Here is a 17,165-nt window from a genome sequence, read left to right as displayed (position 1 = left end):
GAGATGGTAATGCCGGGCGACAACATCAAGATGGTTGTCACCCTGATCAAGCCGATCGCCATGGAAGACGGCCTGCGCTTCGCGATCCGTGAAGGTGGCCGTACCGTTGGTGCCGGTGTTGTAGCAAAGATCATCGAATAATCGATTGATCTGTCCCTCTCAGGCCGGCATAATGGTCGGCCTGATTTTGTTCTAGGTCAGTAGCTCAATTGGCAGAGCGGCGGTCTCCAAAACCGCAGGTTGGGGGTTCGATTCCCTCCTGACCTGCCATTTTCTAACGAATTTGGCGTGTCTTTCACAGGATCCTCTCGAATGAATGTTAAGGCTGAAGCCAAAGACTCTCGCTTTGATCTGGTCAAGTGGCTGGTTGTCGCTGCCCTGGTTGCTGTGGGTGTCGTAGGTAATCAGTACTTCTCTGCAGAGCCGGTTCTGTATCGCGTTCTGGGCCTGGTTGTGTTGGGCGCTGTTGCTGCTTTCGTGGCATTTCAGACTGCTCGTGGTCAGGCTTTCGCGGTGCTCCTGAAGGAAGCGCGCGTCGAGATTCGTAAAGTTGTATGGCCGACCCGCCAGGAAACCACGCAGACCACCTTGATCGTGGTTGCTGTGGTTCTGGTGATGGCGCTGCTGCTGTGGGGGCTCGATTCCCTGCTCGGTTGGCTTATTTCCCTGATTGTTGGTTAAGGGTGTCTCGTGGCTAAGCGTTGGTACGTCGTGCATGCTTACTCGGGTTACGAGAAGCATGTCATGCGCTCGCTCATCGAGCGCGTGAAACTGGCTGGTATGGAAGATGACTTCGGCGAGATTCTCGTCCCCACTGAAGAAGTGGTCGAGATGCGTAATGGTCAGAAGCGCAAGAGTGAGCGCAAGTTCTTCCCTGGCTATGTTCTTGTGCAGATGGAAATGAACGAGGCGACTTGGCACTTGATCAAGGATACGCCGCGCGTCATGGGCTTCATTGGTGGTACTGCCGACAAGCCGGCGCCGATCACCGAAAAAGAAGCTGAAGCCATCCTGCGTCGTGTCGCCGACAGTGGCGACAAGCCCAAGCCGAAGACGCTGTTCGAGCCGGGCGAGATGGTACGAGTTATCGATGGCCCGTTCGCCGATTTCGGTGGTGTGGTCGAAGAAGTGAATTACGAGAAGAGCCGCATCCAGGTTGCTGTGACCATCTTCGGTCGCTCCACCCCGGTCGAGCTGGAGTTCAGTCAGGTCGAGAAGGCATAACTGACATAAGCATCCCTCACCCCGCAGCCTTAGGCTGCGGGGTTTTGTCGTCACTGGGATAAATGCGTAAGTAACCTCGGGGAGCCGTCAGGCGTTCGAACCCGAAATTGGAGTAGCTAATGGCTAAGAAAATTCAGGCTTATATCAAGCTGCAGGTTAAAGCCGGTCAGGCAAACCCGTCGCCACCCGTCGGTCCCGCTCTGGGTCAGCACGGCGTGAACATCATGGAATTCTGCAAGGCGTTCAACGCCAAGACTCAGGGTATGGAACCTGGTCTGCCGACTCCTGTGATCATTACCGTTTACAGCGACCGTAGCTTCACCTTTGAAACCAAGAGCACCCCGGCATCGGTACTGCTGAAGAAGGCCGCCGGCCTGACCAGCGGCTCCGCTCGTCCGAACACCGTCAAAGTAGGCACCGTTACCCGTGCTCAGCTGGAAGAGATCGCCAAGACCAAGCAGGCCGATCTGACTGCCGCTGACCTGGATGCGGCCGTGCGCACCATCGCCGGCTCCGCTCGTAGCATGGGCCTGAACGTGGAGGGTGTGTAATGGCTAAGTTGACCAAGCGCCAAAAGGCCATCGCGGCCAAGGTTGAAGCCGGCAAGGCCTACACCTTCGAAGAAGCTGCCAGCCTGCTGGCCGAGCTGTCTGCCGTCAAGTTCACCGAGTCCTTCGACGTCGCCGTGAACCTGGGCGTAGACCCGCGTAAATCCGACCAGGTCGTACGTGGCGCCACCGTTCTGCCGAACGGCACTGGCAAGACCGTACGTGTTGCCGTGTTCACCCAGGGTCCGGCCGCTGAAGCTGCTCTGGCTGCTGGTGCTGACAAGGTCGGTATGGACGATCTGGCGGCCGAAATGAAGGCCGGCGATCTGAACTACGACGTGGTCATCGCTTCCCCGGACGCCATGCGTGTTGTTGGCCAGCTGGGCCAGGTACTGGGTCCGCGCGGCCTGATGCCGAACCCGAAAGTCGGCACCGTGACTCCGGACGTCGCTACCGCTGTCAAGAACGCCAAGGCTGGTCAGGTGCGTTTCCGTACCGACAAGAACGGTATCATCCACACCTCCGTTGGCAAGGTCGGCTTCGAAGCCGCTGCGCTGAAGCAGAACGTGGAAGCCCTGCTGGCTGACCTGAAGCGTCTGAAGCCGTCGACCTCGAAAGGTATCTACGTCAAGCGTGTGACCCTGAGCACCACCATGGGTCCGGGTCTGGTTATCGACCAGGCTTCGCTCGACGCGTAAGTGATTAAGCCGGTAGCCATGTGCTGCCGGCTTGGAAAGATTGGGGTCCCTGCCTGGCGGGGGCTATCCAAGACCGTAGGTGACTCGCGTTTTAAATGTCAGGTTCGCCTGATGGCCTACGCAGATGGTGCTCCCGATTCGTTACCGAATCAGACACCAAAACGCCGCCGAACCTCGGTTTGGCGAAACGGTAAAATCCAGGAGTAAACCCGTGGCAATTAAACTCGAAGACAAGAAGGCCATCGTCGCTGAAGTCAACGAGGCTGCCAAAGCCGGTCTGTCCGCTGTCGTGGCTGATGCCCGTGGCGTGACCGTCGGCGCAATGACCGGACTCCGTAAAGAGGCCCGCGAAGCAGGTGTGTACGTGAAAGTCGTGCGTAACACCCTGCTCAAGCGCGCCGTTGAAGGCACTCAGTTCGACGTGCTCAACGACGTGTTCAAAGGCCCGACCCTGATCGCTTTCTCCAACGAACATCCGGGCGCTGCTGCTCGTCTGTTCAAGGAGTTCGCCAAGGGTCAGGACAAGTTCGAGATCAAGGCAGCTGCGTTCGAGGGCAAGTACCTCGCAGCAAACCAGATCGACGTACTGGCAAGCCTGCCGACCCGCGACGAGGGCATCGCCCAGCTGATGAGCGTTATCCAAGGCGCCACCAGCAAGCTCGCTCGCACCCTGGCAGCTATTCGCGACCAGAAAGAAGCTGCTGCTGCCTAAGGCGGCGTGAGCACTTTCGAAATCAAACGTTTAATTTGATGGTCGCGTAGGCCGTCACCCCAATACAGGAATTGATAGTCATGTCTCTGACTAACGAGCAAATCATCGAAGCTATCGGCCAGAAATCCGTTATGGAAATCGTTGAGCTGATCAAAGCGATGGAAGAAACCTTCGGCGTTACCGCTGCTGCCGCTGTTGCCGCTGGTCCGGCTGCTGGCGCTGCTGCCGCTGCTGAAGAGCAAACCGAGTTCAACGTTGTCCTGGCTGAAGCTGGCGACAAGAAAGTGAACGTGATCAAGGCTGTTCGCGAGCTGACCGGTCTGGGCCTGAAAGAAGCCAAGGAGAAGGTCGACACCGCTCCTCAGGTCATCGCTGAAGGTCTGAGCAAAGAAGCTGCTGAAGACGCCAAGAAGAAGCTGGAAGAAGCTGGCGCCAAGGTCGAGCTCAAGTAAGTTCGCACCTTGCGTCTACAGCCCGAGCGACTCGCACAAGGCTGACGGCTGGTGGCTTTTGCCACCGGCCTTTTTCCGTTCTAGGTTGACTGTTCGACAGCCGGCCTGGAGCCGAAAAGATCCCGCCCGAGAGGCGGTTGCAAACCGAGGGTTTGCACGATTTTCTGGTCATCGCCGCCGGCGCTGGCCAAACAAGCAGGTGACCAAGCTGGGGAACGCTGATGGCTTACTCATACACTGAGAAAAAACGTATCCGCAAGGACTTTAGCAAGTTGCCGGATGTCATGGATGTGCCTTACCTCCTGGCCATCCAGCTGGATTCGTACCGCGAATTCCTGCAGCAAGGGGTGAGCAAGGAACAGTTCCGTGACATCGGCCTGCATGCGGCCTTCAAATCCGTATTCCCGATCATCAGCTACTCCGGCAACGCCGCTCTGGAGTACGTCGGCTATCGCCTGGGCGAGCCGGCGTTCGACGTCAAGGAGTGCGTCCTGCGTGGCGTGACCTTCGCCGTGCCGCTGCGCGTAAAAGTGCGCCTGATCATTTTCGACAAAGAATCGTCGAACAAAGCGATCAAGGACATCAAAGAGCAGGAAGTGTACATGGGCGAAATCCCGCTCATGACCGAGAACGGTACCTTCGTCATCAACGGTACCGAGCGTGTGATCGTCTCCCAGCTGCACCGTTCGCCGGGTGTATTCTTCGACCACGATCGTGGCAAGACCCACAGCTCGGGCAAGCTGCTGTACTCCGCTCGTATCATTCCTTACCGCGGTTCCTGGCTGGACTTCGAGTTCGACCCGAAGGACGCGGTATTCGTGCGTATCGACCGTCGCCGCAAGCTGCCGGCGTCCGTCCTGCTGCGCGCGCTGGGTTACAGCACTGAAGAAGTGCTGGATGCCTTCTACGACACCAACGTCTACCACGTTAAGAACGAGGGCCTGAGCCTGGAGCTGGTGCCTCAGCGTCTGCGTGGTGAAGTCGCGGTCCTGGACATCAAGGACGCCAGCGGCAAGGTGATCGTGGAGCAGGGCCGTCGTATCACTGCCCGCCACATCAACCAGCTGGACAAGGCCGGCATCAAGGAGCTGGACGTTCCGCTCGAATACGTCATTGGCCGTACCACTGCCAAGGCTGTCGTGCACCCGGCTACCGGCGAAATCATCGCCGAGTGCAACACCGAGCTGACTGCCGACCTGCTGGTCAAGATGGCCAAGGCCAATGTCGTTCGCTTCGAGACCCTGTACACCAACGACATCGATTGCGGTCCGTTCATCTCCGACACGCTGAAGATCGACAGCACCACCAATCAGCTGGAAGCGCTGGTCGAGATCTATCGCATGATGCGTCCCGGCGAGCCGCCAACCAAGGATGCTGCCGAGACCCTGTTCAACAACCTGTTCTTCAGCGCCGAGCGTTACGACCTGTCCGCCGTGGGCCGCATGAAGTTCAACCGTCGTATCGGTCGCACCGAGATCGAAGGTTCGGGCGTGCTGAGCAAGGAAGACATCGTTGCCGTACTGAAGACCCTGGTCGACATCCGTAACGGCAAAGGCATCGTCGACGACATCGACCACCTGGGTAACCGTCGCGTGCGTTGCGTCGGCGAGATGGCCGAGAACCAGTTCCGTGTTGGCCTGGTGCGCGTCGAGCGCGCGGTCAAGGAACGTCTGTCGATGGCCGAAAGCGAAGGCCTGATGCCGCAGGACCTGATCAACGCCAAGCCGGTTGCGGCGGCGGTGAAGGAGTTCTTCGGTTCCAGCCAGCTCTCGCAGTTCATGGACCAGAACAACCCGCTCTCCGAGATCACCCACAAGCGCCGCGTCTCCGCACTCGGCCCGGGCGGTCTGACCCGTGAGCGCGCCGGCTTCGAAGTCCGCGACGTACACCCGACCCACTACGGCCGCGTGTGCCCGATCGAAACGCCGGAAGGTCCGAACATCGGTCTGATCAACTCGCTGGCTGCCTACGCCCGCACCAACCAGTACGGCTTCCTGGAAAGCCCGTACCGCGTGGTCAAGGAAGGTCAGGTCACCGACGAGATCGTGTTCCTGTCCGCCATCGAAGAAGCCGATCACGTGATCGCTCAGGCGTCCGCGACCCTGAACGACAAGGGTCAGCTGATCGACGAGCTGGTAGCCGTACGTCACCTGAACGAATTCACTGTGAAGGCGCCGGAAGACGTCACCCTGATGGACGTATCGCCGAAGCAGGTAGTCTCGGTTGCCGCCTCGCTGATTCCGTTCCTCGAGCACGACGACGCCAACCGTGCACTCATGGGTTCGAACATGCAGCGTCAGGCTGTACCGACCCTGCGCGCCGACAAGCCGCTGGTAGGTACCGGCATGGAGCGCAACGTCGCCCGTGACTCCGGCGTCTGCGTCGTGGCCCGTCGTGGCGGCGTGATCGACTCGGTCGATGCCAGCCGTATCGTGGTTCGCGTCAACGACGACGAAGTCGAGACTGGCGAAGCCGGTGTCGACATCTACAACCTGACCAAGTACACCCGCTCCAACCAGAACACCTGCATCAACCAGCGTCCGCTGGTGAGCAAGGGTGATCAGGTAGCGCGTGGCGACATCATGGCTGACGGCCCGTCCACCGACATGGGTGAACTGGCGCTGGGTCAGAACATGCGCGTTGCGTTCATGCCCTGGAACGGCTTCAACTTCGAAGACTCCATCTGCCTGTCCGAGCGCGTGGTTCAGGAAGACCGCTTCACCACCATCCACATCCAGGAACTGACCTGTGTGGCGCGTGACACCAAGCTCGGCCCAGAGGAAATCTCCTCTGACATCCCGAACGTGGGTGAAGCGGCTCTGAACAAGCTGGACGAAGCCGGTATCGTCTACGTCGGCGCCGAAGTCGGCCCGGGCGACATCCTGGTCGGTAAGGTCACCCCGAAAGGCGAGACCCAGCTGACTCCGGAAGAGAAGCTGCTGCGTGCGATCTTCGGTGAGAAGGCGTCCGACGTGAAGGACACCTCCCTGCGCGTGCCGACCGGCACCAAGGGCACCGTCATCGACGTGCAGGTCTTCACCCGTGATGGCGTCGAGCGCGACAGCCGTGCCCTGGCCATCGAGAAGCAGCAGCTGGACGAGATCCGCAAGGACCTGAACGAAGAGTTCCGCATCGTCGAAGGCGCGACCTTCGAACGTCTGCGTTCGGCTCTGGTTGGCGCGATCGCCGAAGGCGGCGCGGGTCTGAAGAAAGGCACCGCGATCACCGACGAGTTCCTCGACGGTCTCGAGCGTGGCCAGTGGTTCAAGCTGCGCATGGCCGACGACGCCCTGAACGAGCAGCTGGAGAAGGCCCAGGCCTATATCTCCGACCGCCGTCAGATGCTCGACGACAAGTTCGAAGACAAGAAGCGCAAGCTGCAGCAGGGTGATGACCTGGCGCCGGGCGTACTGAAGATCGTCAAGGTCTACCTGGCCATCCGCCGTCGCATCCAGCCGGGTGACAAGATGGCCGGTCGTCACGGTAACAAGGGTGTGGTCTCGGTGATCATGCCGGTCGAAGACATGCCGCACGACGCCAACGGCACGCCGGTGGACATCGTTCTGAACCCGCTGGGCGTACCGTCGCGTATGAACGTCGGTCAGATCCTCGAAACCCACCTGGGCCTCGCGGCCAAGGGCCTGGGCGAGAAGATCAACCGCATGCTCGAAGAGCAGCGCAAGGTTGCCGAACTGCGCAAGTTCCTCGCCGAGATCTACAACGAGATCGGTGGTCGTCAGGAAAACCTCGACGAGTTCTCCGACAACGAGATCCTCGAGCTGGCGAAGAACCTCAAGGGCGGTGTACCGATGGCGACTGCCGTGTTCGACGGCGCCAAGGAAACCGAGATCAAGGCCATGCTGAAGCTGGCCGATCTGCCGGAAAGCGGCCAGATGCGTCTGTTCGACGGTCGTACCGGTAACCAGTTCGAGCGCCCGACCACGGTCGGTTACATGTACATGCTGAAACTGAACCACCTGGTGGACGACAAGATGCACGCGCGTTCCACTGGTTCCTACAGCCTGGTTACCCAGCAGCCGCTGGGTGGTAAGGCGCAGTTCGGTGGTCAGCGCTTCGGGGAGATGGAGGTCTGGGCGCTGGAAGCCTACGGCGCCGCCTACACCCTGCAGGAAATGCTGACCGTGAAGTCGGACGACGTGAACGGCCGTACCAAGATGTACAAGAACATCGTGGATGGCGATCACCGTATGGAGCCGGGCATGCCCGAGTCCTTCAACGTACTGATCAAAGAGATCCGTTCGCTCGGCATCGACATCGATCTGGAAACCGAATAACACGACGTGAATCGGCAGCGGGGCTAGTCCAGCTCGCTGCCCGCTCCGCCAGGAGGAAAGGCCTTGAAAGACCTACTGAATTTGCTGAAAAACCAGGGTCAGATCGAAGAGTTCGACGCCATCCGCATCGGGTTGGCCTCGCCTGAGATGATCCGTTCGTGGTCGTTCGGTGAAGTTAAAAAGCCGGAAACCATCAACTACCGTACCTTCAAGCCTGAGCGCGACGGCCTGTTCTGTGCCAAGATCTTTGGCCCGGTCAAGGACTACGAGTGCCTGTGCGGCAAGTACAAGCGCCTCAAGCACCGCGGTGTGATCTGCGAGAAGTGCGGCGTTGAAGTGGCCCTGGCCAAGGTTCGTCGTGAGCGCATGGCGCACATCGAACTGGCCTCGCCGGTCGCCCACATCTGGTTCCTCAAGTCGCTGCCGTCCCGTATCGGCCTGCTGATGGACATGACCCTGCGTGACATCGAGCGCGTGCTCTATTTCGAGAGCTACGTCGTTATCGACCCGGGCATGACCACCCTCGAGAAGGGCCAGCTGCTGAACGACGAGCAGTACTTCGAAGCCCTGGAAGAGTTCGGTGACGACTTCGACGCGCGCATGGGCGCCGAGGCCGTGCGCGAGCTGCTGCACGCTATCGACCTGGATCACGAGATTGGCCGCCTGCGTGAAGAGATTCCGCAGACCAACTCCGAGACCAAGATCAAGAAGCTGTCCAAGCGCCTGAAGCTGATGGAAGCCTTCAAGGACTCCGGCAACCTGCCTGAGTGGATGGTGCTGACCGTTCTGCCGGTTCTGCCGCCGGACCTGCGTCCGCTGGTACCGCTGGATGGCGGCCGCTTCGCGACCTCGGATCTGAACGATCTGTATCGCCGCGTGATCAACCGTAACAACCGTCTGAAGCGCCTGCTCGATCTGTCGGCGCCGGACATCATCGTGCGCAACGAAAAGCGCATGCTGCAGGAAGCGGTCGACGCCCTGCTCGACAACGGCCGTCGTGGTCGCGCCATCACTGGCTCGAACAAGCGTCCGCTGAAGTCGCTGGCCGACATGATCAAAGGTAAGCAAGGTCGCTTCCGTCAGAACCTGCTCGGTAAGCGCGTGGACTACTCCGGTCGTTCCGTGATCACCGTGGGCCCGACCCTGCGCCTGCACCAGTGCGGTCTGCCGAAGAAGATGGCTCTCGAGCTGTTCAAGCCGTTCATTTTCGGCAAGCTGGAAATGCGTGGTCTGGCGACCACCATCAAGGCCGCCAAGAAGATGGTCGAGCGCGAGCTGCCGGAGGTTTGGGACGTTCTCGCCGAAGTGATTCGCGAACACCCCGTCCTGCTCAACCGTGCACCGACCCTGCACCGTCTGGGTATCCAGGCGTTCGAGCCGGTTCTGATCGAAGGTAAAGCCATCCAGCTGCACCCGCTGGTCTGCGCCGCGTACAACGCCGACTTCGACGGTGACCAGATGGCCGTTCACGTGCCGCTGACCCTGGAAGCCCAGCTCGAAGCGCGCGCGCTGATGATGTCGACCAACAACATCCTCTCGCCGGCCAACGGCGAGCCGATCATCGTGCCGTCGCAGGACGTGGTACTGGGTCTGTACTACATGACCCGTGAAGCGGTGAACGCCAAGGGTGAAGGTCGCGTCTTCGCCGACCTGCAGGAAGTCGACCGCGTGTTCCGCGCCGGCGAAGCGTCCCTGCACGCCCGCGTGAAAGTGCGTATCAACGAAACCGTCAAAGAAAAAGACGGTTCGATCACCAAGAACACCCGTATCGTCGACACCACCGTCGGCCGTGCGCTGCTGTTCCAGATCGTGCCGGCCGGCCTGTCCTACGACGTGGTCAACCAGCCGATGAAGAAGAAGGCGATCTCCAAGCTGATCAACCAGTGCTACCGCACCGTGGGTCTGAAGGACACCGTTATCTTCGCTGACCAGCTGATGTACACCGGTTTCGCCTACTCGACCATCTCTGGTGTGTCGATCGGCGTGAACGACTTCGTCATCCCGGAAGAAAAGGCGCGCATCATCGACGCCGCCACCGAGGAAGTGAAGGAAATCGAATCGCAGTACGCCTCCGGCCTGGTCACCCAGGGCGAGAAGTACAACAAGGTGATCGACCTCTGGTCGAAGGCCAACGACGAAGTGTCCAAGGCGATGATGGCCAACCTCTCGAAAGAGCCGGTTGTCGATCGCGAAGGCAAGACCGTCGAGCAGGAGTCCTTCAACTCCATGTACATGATGGCGGACTCCGGTGCGCGTGGTAGCGCGGCCCAGATCCGTCAGCTGGCCGGTATGCGTGGTCTGATGGCCAAGCCGGACGGCTCGATCATCGAGACGCCGATCACCGCGAACTTCCGTGAAGGTCTGTCGGTTCTGCAGTACTTCATCTCCACCCACGGTGCTCGTAAAGGTCTGGCGGATACCGCACTGAAGACCGCGAACTCCGGTTACCTGACCCGTCGTCTGGTCGACGTGGCCCAGGATCTGGTGGTGACCGAGATCGACTGCGGCACCGAGCAGGGCCTGCTGATGACCCCGCACATCGAAGGTGGCGACGTGGTCGAGCCGCTGGGTGAGCGCGTGCTGGGCCGTGTCATTGCCCGCGACGTACCGAAGCCGGGTACCGATGAAATCATCGTCCCGGCTGGCACCCTGATCGACGAGAAGTGGGTCGAGTTCATCGAGCTGAACAGCGTCGACGAAGTGGTCGTGCGTTCGCCGATCACCTGCGAAACCCGCTACGGTATCTGCTCTGCGTGCTACGGCCGCGATCTGGCTCGTGGCCATCAGGTCAACATCGGTGAAGCGGTCGGCGTTATCGCTGCCCAGTCCATCGGTGAGCCGGGTACCCAGCTGACCATGCGTACCTTCCACATCGGTGGTGCTGCAAGCCGGACTTCGGCTGCCGACAGCGTCCAGGTGAAGAACGGTGGCGCGATCCGTCTGCACAACCTGAAGTACGTCGAGCGTGTCGATGGCAACCTGGTAGCGGTTTCCCGTTCCGGTGAGCTGGCCGTGGCCGACGAGTTCGGTCGTGAGCGCGAGCGCTACAAGCTGCCGTACGGTGCCGTGATTTCCGTGAAGGAAGGTGACAAGGTTGACGCTGGCGCCATCGTTGCCAAGTGGGACCCGCACACCCACCCGATCGTGACCGAAATGAAGGGTATCGTGACCTTCGTCGGCATGGAGGAGGGGATCACCATCAAGCGCCAGACCGACGAACTGACCGGTCTGACCAACATCGAGGTTCTCGATCCGAAGGATCGTCCGGCTGCTGGCAAGGACATTCGTCCGGCCATCAAGATGGTCGATGCCAACGGTAAGGAACTGCTGCTGCCGGGCACCGACGTTCCCGCTCAGTACTTCCTGCCTGCCAACGCCCTGGTTGGCGTGGCGGACGGTGCGCAGATCGCGGTCGGTGACGTTATCGCCCGTATCCCGCAGGAAACCTCGAAGACCCGTGACATCACCGGTGGTCTGCCGCGCGTTGCCGACCTGTTCGAAGCCCGTCGTCCGAAGGAAGCTTCGATCCTGGCGGAAATCAGCGGCACCATCTCGTTCGGTAAAGAGACTAAAGGCAAGCGCCGTCTGGTCATCACCCCGACCGATGGTAGCGATCCGTACGAGGAGCTGATTCCGAAGTGGCGTCACCTGAACGTGTTCGAAGGTGAACAGGTCAACAAGGGTGAAGTCATCTCCGACGGTCCGAGCGATCCGCACGACATCCTGCGTCTGCTGGGCGTCAGCGCGCTGGCCAAGTACATCGTCAACGAGATCCAGGACGTTTACCGTCTGCAGGGCGTGAAGATCAACGACAAGCACATCGAGACCATCCTGCGTCAGATGCTGCGCAAGGTTGAAGTCACCGAGTCCGGCGACTCGTCCTTCATCAAGGGCGACCAGATGGAGCTCACCCAGGTGCTGGGCGAGAACGAGCGTCTGGCCGAGGAAGACAAGTTCGTCGCCAAGTACACCCGTGTACTGCTGGGTATCACCAAGGCGTCGCTGTCCACCGAGTCCTTCATCTCGGCAGCGTCCTTCCAGGAAACCACCCGCGTCCTCACCGAGGCGGCGGTTACTGGCAAGCGCGACTACCTGCGTGGTCTGAAAGAGAACGTGGTCGTGGGTCGTCTGATCCCGGCCGGTACCGGTCTGGCCTATCACAGCGAGCGCAAGCGCAAGCGTGATGCCGACAAGCCGGTACGTGTCAGCGCCAGTGAAGTGGAAGCCGCACTGACCGAAGCGCTGAACTCCAGCGGAAATTGAGTCGAAGCCCCGCTGGTTCGCTAGCGGGGCTTTGCCTTGACTGGGGACGTGAGTCTCTTTAGACTCATGCACCCCTAAATTTGGCAGGGCGTTCGGCTCTGCCATCTTTATTTGTGAGCGTCGAAAGACAACAGTGGAGCTAGTAGATGGCAACTATCAACCAGCTGGTACGTCAGCCGCGTAAGCGTATCGTCGAGAAATCCGACGTGCCTGCGCTGCAGAACTGCCCGCAGCGTCGTGGCGTGTGCACCCGCGTGTACACCACCACGCCGAAGAAACCTAACTCGGCACTGCGTAAAGTGTGCCGCGTGCGTCTGACCAACGGCTACGAAGTGTCTTCGTACATCGGCGGTGAAGGCCACAACCTGCAAGAGCACAGCGTCGTGCTGATCCGTGGCGGTCGTGTAAAAGACCTTCCGGGTGTGCGCTACCACACCGTGCGTGGTTCGCTGGATACCTCCGGCGTCAAAGACCGTAAGCAGGGTCGTTCCAAGTACGGTACCAAGCGTCCGAAATAAGGCCGCTTGATCCTTTTTATTTAGTTGAGTCGATAAGAGTAAGGTCGGGCGCGGCATGTGTCGTTGGTCCCGAGCTAACCTGAAGACCGTTTGAGGGCTTATCAATGCCAAGACGTCGTGTAGCAGCCAAGCGTGAGATCCTGGACGATCCGAAATACGGAAGCCAGATCCTCGCCAAATTCATGAACCACGTGATGGAAAGCGGCAAGAAGGCCGTGGCCGAGCGCATCGTTTACGGTGCTCTGGACACTGTCAAAGCGCGCAAGAACAGCGATCCCCTGGAGATCTTCGAGAAAGCTCTCGACGCCATCGCTCCGCTGGTCGAAGTCAAGTCCCGCCGTGTAGGCGGTGCTACCTACCAGGTTCCGGTCGAAGTTCGTCCGTCCCGTCGTAACGCTCTGGCCATGCGCTGGCTGGTGGACTACGCGCGCAAGCGCGGTGAGAAGTCCATGGCTCTGCGTCTGGCTGGTGAGCTGCTGGATGCTGCTGAAGGCAAAGGCGCTGCTGTCAAGAAGCGTGAAGACGTGCACCGTATGGCTGAAGCCAACAAGGCTTTCTCGCACTACCGCTTCTAATCCCGGCTCCACTAACCTTGCGAGGGCTTTATGGCTCGTAATACAGCAATTAACCGCTACCGTAACATCGGTATCTGTGCCCACGTTGACGCGGGCAAGACCACCACTACCGAGCGGATCCTGTTCTACACAGGCCTGAGCCACAAGATGGGCGAGGTGCATGACGGCGCCGCGACCACCGACTGGATGGTTCAGGAGCAGGAGCGTGGTATCACCATTACTTCTGCTGCGATCACCACCTTCTGGGAAGGTTCGCGTCGCCAGTACGACAAGTACCGCGTAAACGTCATCGATACCCCCGGTCACGTTGACTTCACCATCGAAGTAGAGCGCTCGCTGCGCGTACTCGACGGCGCTGTCGTTGTGTTCTGCGGTACTTCCGGCGTTGAGCCGCAGTCCGAAACTGTATGGCGTCAGGCCAACAAGTACGGTGTTCCGCGTATCGTCTACGTGAACAAGATGGACCGTGCCGGTGCCAACTTCCTGCGCGTCGTCGGTCAGATCAAGAACCGTCTGGGTCACACCCCGGTTCCGATTCAGATCGCCATCGGTGCCGAAGATAACTTCGAAGGTCAGGTCGACCTGATCAAGATGAAGGCTATCTACTGGAACGAAGACGACAAGGGCACCACCTACCGCGAGGAAGAGATTCCGGCGGAACTGGTCGACCTGGCCAACGAGTGGCGCTCCAACATGGTCGAGGCTGCCGCCGAAGCCAGCGAAGAGCTGATGAACAAGTACCTCGAAGAAGGTGACCTGTCCGTCGAAGATATCAAGGCTGGTCTGCGCGCCCGTACCCTGGCTAGCGAGATCGTTCCGGCTGTCTGTGGCTCCTCGTTCAAGAACAAGGGCGTTCCCCTGGTTCTCGATGCCGTCATCGACTTCCTGCCTGCTCCGACCGAGATCCCTGCTATCCAGGGTATCCACCCGGATCACATCGAGCAGGGCGACGAAGCGCCGAAAGACGAGCGTCACGCTGACGACAACGAGCCGTTCTCGGCTCTGGCGTTCAAGATCGCAACCGACCCGTTCGTCGGCACGCTGACCTTCGTTCGCGTCTATTCGGGCGTTCTGGAGTCTGGCCAGTCGGTCATCAACTCCGTGAAAGGCAAGAAAGAGCGCGTTGGTCGTATGGTGCAGATGCACGCCAACCAGCGTGAAGAGATCAAAGAAGTACGCGCTGGCGACATCGCTGCTCTGATCGGCATGAAGGACGTCACCACTGGTGAAACCCTGTGCGATCCGGACAAGCCGATCATCCTCGAGCGTATGGACTTCCCGGAGCCGGTCATCTCGGTAGCTGTAGAGCCGAAGACCAAGGCTGACCAGGAGAAGATGGGTATCGCTCTGGGCAAGCTGGCTCAGGAAGACCCGTCGTTCCGCGTCAAGACCGACGAAGAGACCGGTCAGACCATCATCTCCGGTATGGGTGAGCTGCACCTGGACATCCTCGTTGACCGCATGAAGCGCGAGTTCAACGTAGAAGCCAACATCGGTAAGCCGCAGGTTTCCTACCGTGAAACCATCACCAAGGACAACGTCGAGATCGAAGGCAAGTTCGTTCGTCAGTCCGGTGGTCGCGGTCAGTTCGGTCACTGCTGGATTCGCTTCTCGACTCCGGACGTGGACGACAAGGGCAACATCACCGAAGGTCTTGTGTTCACCAACGAAGTTGTAGGTGGTGTGGTTCCGAAGGAATACATCCCGGCGATCCAGAAGGGTATCGAAGAGCAGATGAAGAACGGCGTCGTTGCCGGCTATCCGCTGATCGGCCTGAAGGCTACCGTGTTCGATGGTTCCTACCACGACGTCGACTCCAACGAGATGGCGTTCAAGATCGCTGCTTCCATGGCGACCAAGCAGCTGGCCCAGAAGGGTGGCGGCAAGGTGCTCGAGCCGATCATGAAGGTGGAAGTGGTAACTCCTGAGGACTACATGGGTGACGTGATGGGTGACCTGAACCGTCGTCGTGGTCTGATCCAGGGTATGGAAGATTCGGTCTCCGGCAAGGTAATCCGTGCCGAAGTTCCGCTGGGCGAGATGTTTGGTTACGCTACCGACGTTCGTTCCATGTCCCAGGGTCGCGCCAGCTACTCCATGGAATTCTCCAAGTACGCAGAGGCTCCGGCGAACATCGTCGAAGCACTGGTTAAAAAACAAGGCTAATCCCGCCCTTTAAGTAAGAGGTTTACTGTCGTGGCTAAGGAAAAATTCGAACGTAACAAACCGCACGTCAACGTCGGCACCATCGGTCACGTTGACCACGGTAAGACCACTCTGACCGCTGCTCTGACCCGCGTCTGCTCCGAAGTTTTCGGTTCGGCCAAGGTTGACTTCGACAAGATCGACAGCGCTCCGGAAGAGAAAGCTCGTGGTATCACTATCAACACTGCGCACGTAGAGTACGATTCCAACATTCGTCACTACGCGCACGTTGACTGCCCGGGCCACGCCGACTACGTGAAGAACATGATCACCGGTGCTGCCCAGATGGACGGCGCGATCCTGGTCTGCTCGGCTGCCGACGGCCCCATGCCGCAAACCCGTGAGCACATCCTGCTGTCCCGTCAGGTTGGCGTTCCGTACATCGTTGTCTTCCTGAACAAGGCTGACATGGTTGACGACGCCGAGCTGCTGGAGCTGGTCGAGATGGAAGTTCGCGACCTGCTGAGCACCTACGATTTCCCGGGTGACGACACTCCGATCATCATCGGCTCCGCGCTGATGGCGCTGAACGGCGAAGACACCAACGAGCTGGGCACTTCCGCTGTGAAGAAGCTGGTTGAGACTCTGGATAGCTACATTCCTGAGCCGGTTCGTGCCATCGATCGTCCGTTCCTGATGCCGATCGAAGACGTGTTCTCGATCTCCGGCCGCGGTACTGTTGTGACCGGTCGTGTAGAGCGCGGTATCGTCAAGATCCAGGAAGAAATCGAAATCGTTGGTCTGCGTCCGACCACCAAGACCACCTGCACCGGCGTTGAGATGTTCCGCAAGCTGCTGGACGAAGGTCGTGCTGGTGAGAACTGCGGCGTGCTGCTGCGCGGCACCAAGCGTGATGAAGTCGAGCGTGGTCAGGTTCTGGCCAAGCCGGGCACCATCAAGCCGCACACCAAGTTCGAAGCTGAAGTGTACGTTCTGTCCAAGGAAGAAGGTGGTCGTCACACCCCGTTCTTCAAGGGCTACCGTCCGCAGTTCTACTTCCGTACCACTGACGTGACCGGTTCGTGCGAACTGCCGGAAGGCGTTGAGATGGTAATGCCGGGCGACAACATCAAGATGGTTGTCACCCTGATCAAGCCGATCGCCATGGAAGACGGCCTGCGCTTCGCAATTCGCGAAGGTGGTCGTACCGTTGGCGCCGGCGTGGTTGCCAAGATCATCGAGTAATCGACGATCCGCTTGAGAGAAAAGGGCCCTTCGGGGCCCTTTTCTTTTGAACTGGTTAAAAGTTGACACCCCCAGGGGGCATCCGTACAATTGCGCCTCCCTCGAGCGGGCGTAGTCCGTCTGTGGGGATTAGCAGCTTGGAATCTGAGGTCAAAATGCAAAACCAACAAATCCGTATTCGGTTGAAGGCTTTTGACCATCGCCTGATCGATCAATCTACCCAGGAAATCGTGGAAACCGCGAAACGTACTGGTGCTCAGGTGCGTGGTCCGATTCCTCTGCCTACTCGTAAGGAGCGGTACACCGTTCTGATCTCTCCGCACGTCAACAAGGACGCGCGTGATCAGTACGAAATCCGCACTCATAAGCGTGTTCTGGACATCGTCCAGCCGACGGATAAAACCGTTGACGCGCTGATGAAGCTCGACCTTGCGGCAGGCGTGGAAGTGCAGATCAGCCTCGGCTAAAACCTGGCGGTTTTAGTCGTGTA

The 17,165-nt window shown here is 59.4% G+C and carries 14 protein-coding genes and 1 tRNA gene; all 15 read left to right on the top strand.

What is annotated here, in order from left to right:
- Nucleotides 1–141 (top strand): EF-Tu C-terminal domain-related protein (locus tag DXK50_RS20075; RefSeq protein WP_461818885.1); only part of this gene is annotated, 141 nt, incomplete at its 5' end.
- A 53-nt stretch (nt 142–194) separates the two neighbouring features.
- Nucleotides 195–270 (top strand) — tRNA-Trp (locus DXK50_RS20070).
- 42 nt (nt 271–312) lie between these two features.
- On the top strand, nt 313–681 hold the full coding sequence (gene secE, locus DXK50_RS20065; RefSeq protein ID WP_013717355.1) for a preprotein translocase subunit SecE: 369 nt from the start codon (nt 313–315) through the stop codon (nt 679–681).
- Nucleotides 682–690: 9 nt separating this feature from the next.
- Nucleotides 691–1,224: a transcription termination/antitermination protein NusG gene (gene nusG / locus DXK50_RS20060; protein WP_024309662.1), complete on the top strand. Its 534-nt coding sequence runs from the start codon at nt 691–693 to the stop codon at nt 1,222–1,224.
- 119 nt (nt 1,225–1,343) lie between these two features.
- Complete coding sequence (gene rplK / locus DXK50_RS20055; protein WP_004373444.1) at nt 1,344–1,775, top strand: 50S ribosomal protein L11; 432 nt, start codon at nt 1,344–1,346, stop codon at nt 1,773–1,775.
- Complete coding sequence (gene rplA / locus DXK50_RS20050; RefSeq protein WP_161867846.1) at nt 1,775–2,470, top strand: 50S ribosomal protein L1; 696 nt, start codon at nt 1,775–1,777, stop codon at nt 2,468–2,470. Before rplK ends, rplA begins: the two co-directional genes overlap by 1 nt.
- A 211-nt stretch (nt 2,471–2,681) precedes the next feature.
- Entirely contained in the window at nt 2,682–3,182 is a 501-nt protein-coding gene (rplJ, locus tag DXK50_RS20045) for a 50S ribosomal protein L10 (RefSeq protein WP_003463333.1), read from the top strand.
- 80 nt (nt 3,183–3,262) lie between these two features.
- A complete protein-coding gene (rplL, locus tag DXK50_RS20040) occupies nt 3,263–3,634 on the top strand; it encodes a 50S ribosomal protein L7/L12 (RefSeq protein ID WP_115290648.1) in 372 nt (123 codons plus the stop codon).
- Nucleotides 3,635–3,855: 221 nt separating this feature from the next.
- Nucleotides 3,856–7,929: a DNA-directed RNA polymerase subunit beta gene (rpoB, locus tag DXK50_RS20035; protein ID WP_161867847.1), complete on the top strand. Its 4,074-nt coding sequence runs from the start codon at nt 3,856–3,858 to the stop codon at nt 7,927–7,929.
- A 63-nt stretch (nt 7,930–7,992) separates the two neighbouring features.
- Nucleotides 7,993–12,192: a DNA-directed RNA polymerase subunit beta' gene (gene rpoC / locus DXK50_RS20030; RefSeq protein ID WP_161867848.1), complete on the top strand. Its 4,200-nt coding sequence runs from the start codon at nt 7,993–7,995 to the stop codon at nt 12,190–12,192.
- Nucleotides 12,193–12,338: 146 nt separating this feature from the next.
- The gene (gene rpsL, locus DXK50_RS20025) at nt 12,339–12,710 is read left to right on the top strand and encodes a 30S ribosomal protein S12 (RefSeq protein ID WP_004373429.1); all 372 of its coding nucleotides are present in this window, start codon (nt 12,339–12,341) and stop codon (nt 12,708–12,710) included.
- Nucleotides 12,711–12,814: 104 nt separating this feature from the next.
- A complete protein-coding gene (rpsG, locus tag DXK50_RS20020; protein WP_003246741.1) occupies nt 12,815–13,285 on the top strand; it encodes a 30S ribosomal protein S7 in 471 nt (156 codons plus the stop codon).
- A 30-nt stretch (nt 13,286–13,315) separates the two neighbouring features.
- Nucleotides 13,316–15,451 (top strand): elongation factor G, encoded by a 2,136-nt coding sequence (gene fusA / locus DXK50_RS20015; protein WP_115290650.1) that lies wholly within the window; start codon nt 13,316–13,318, stop codon nt 15,449–15,451.
- 30 nt (nt 15,452–15,481) lie between these two features.
- Nucleotides 15,482–16,675, top strand: coding sequence for an elongation factor Tu (tuf, locus tag DXK50_RS20010; protein WP_036994748.1), 1,194 nt, complete (start codon nt 15,482–15,484; stop codon nt 16,673–16,675).
- 155 nt (nt 16,676–16,830) lie between these two features.
- A complete protein-coding gene (gene rpsJ / locus DXK50_RS20005) occupies nt 16,831–17,142 on the top strand; it encodes a 30S ribosomal protein S10 (protein ID WP_003243886.1) in 312 nt (103 codons plus the stop codon).
- Nucleotides 17,143–17,165 lie beyond the last annotated feature (23 nt).

This window comes from Pseudomonas sp. KB-10 (assembly GCF_018221585.1).
Taxonomy (GTDB): domain Bacteria; phylum Pseudomonadota; class Gammaproteobacteria; order Pseudomonadales; family Pseudomonadaceae; genus Aquipseudomonas; species Aquipseudomonas yangonensis.
This window is presented reverse-complemented; position numbering and strand designations above follow the sequence as displayed.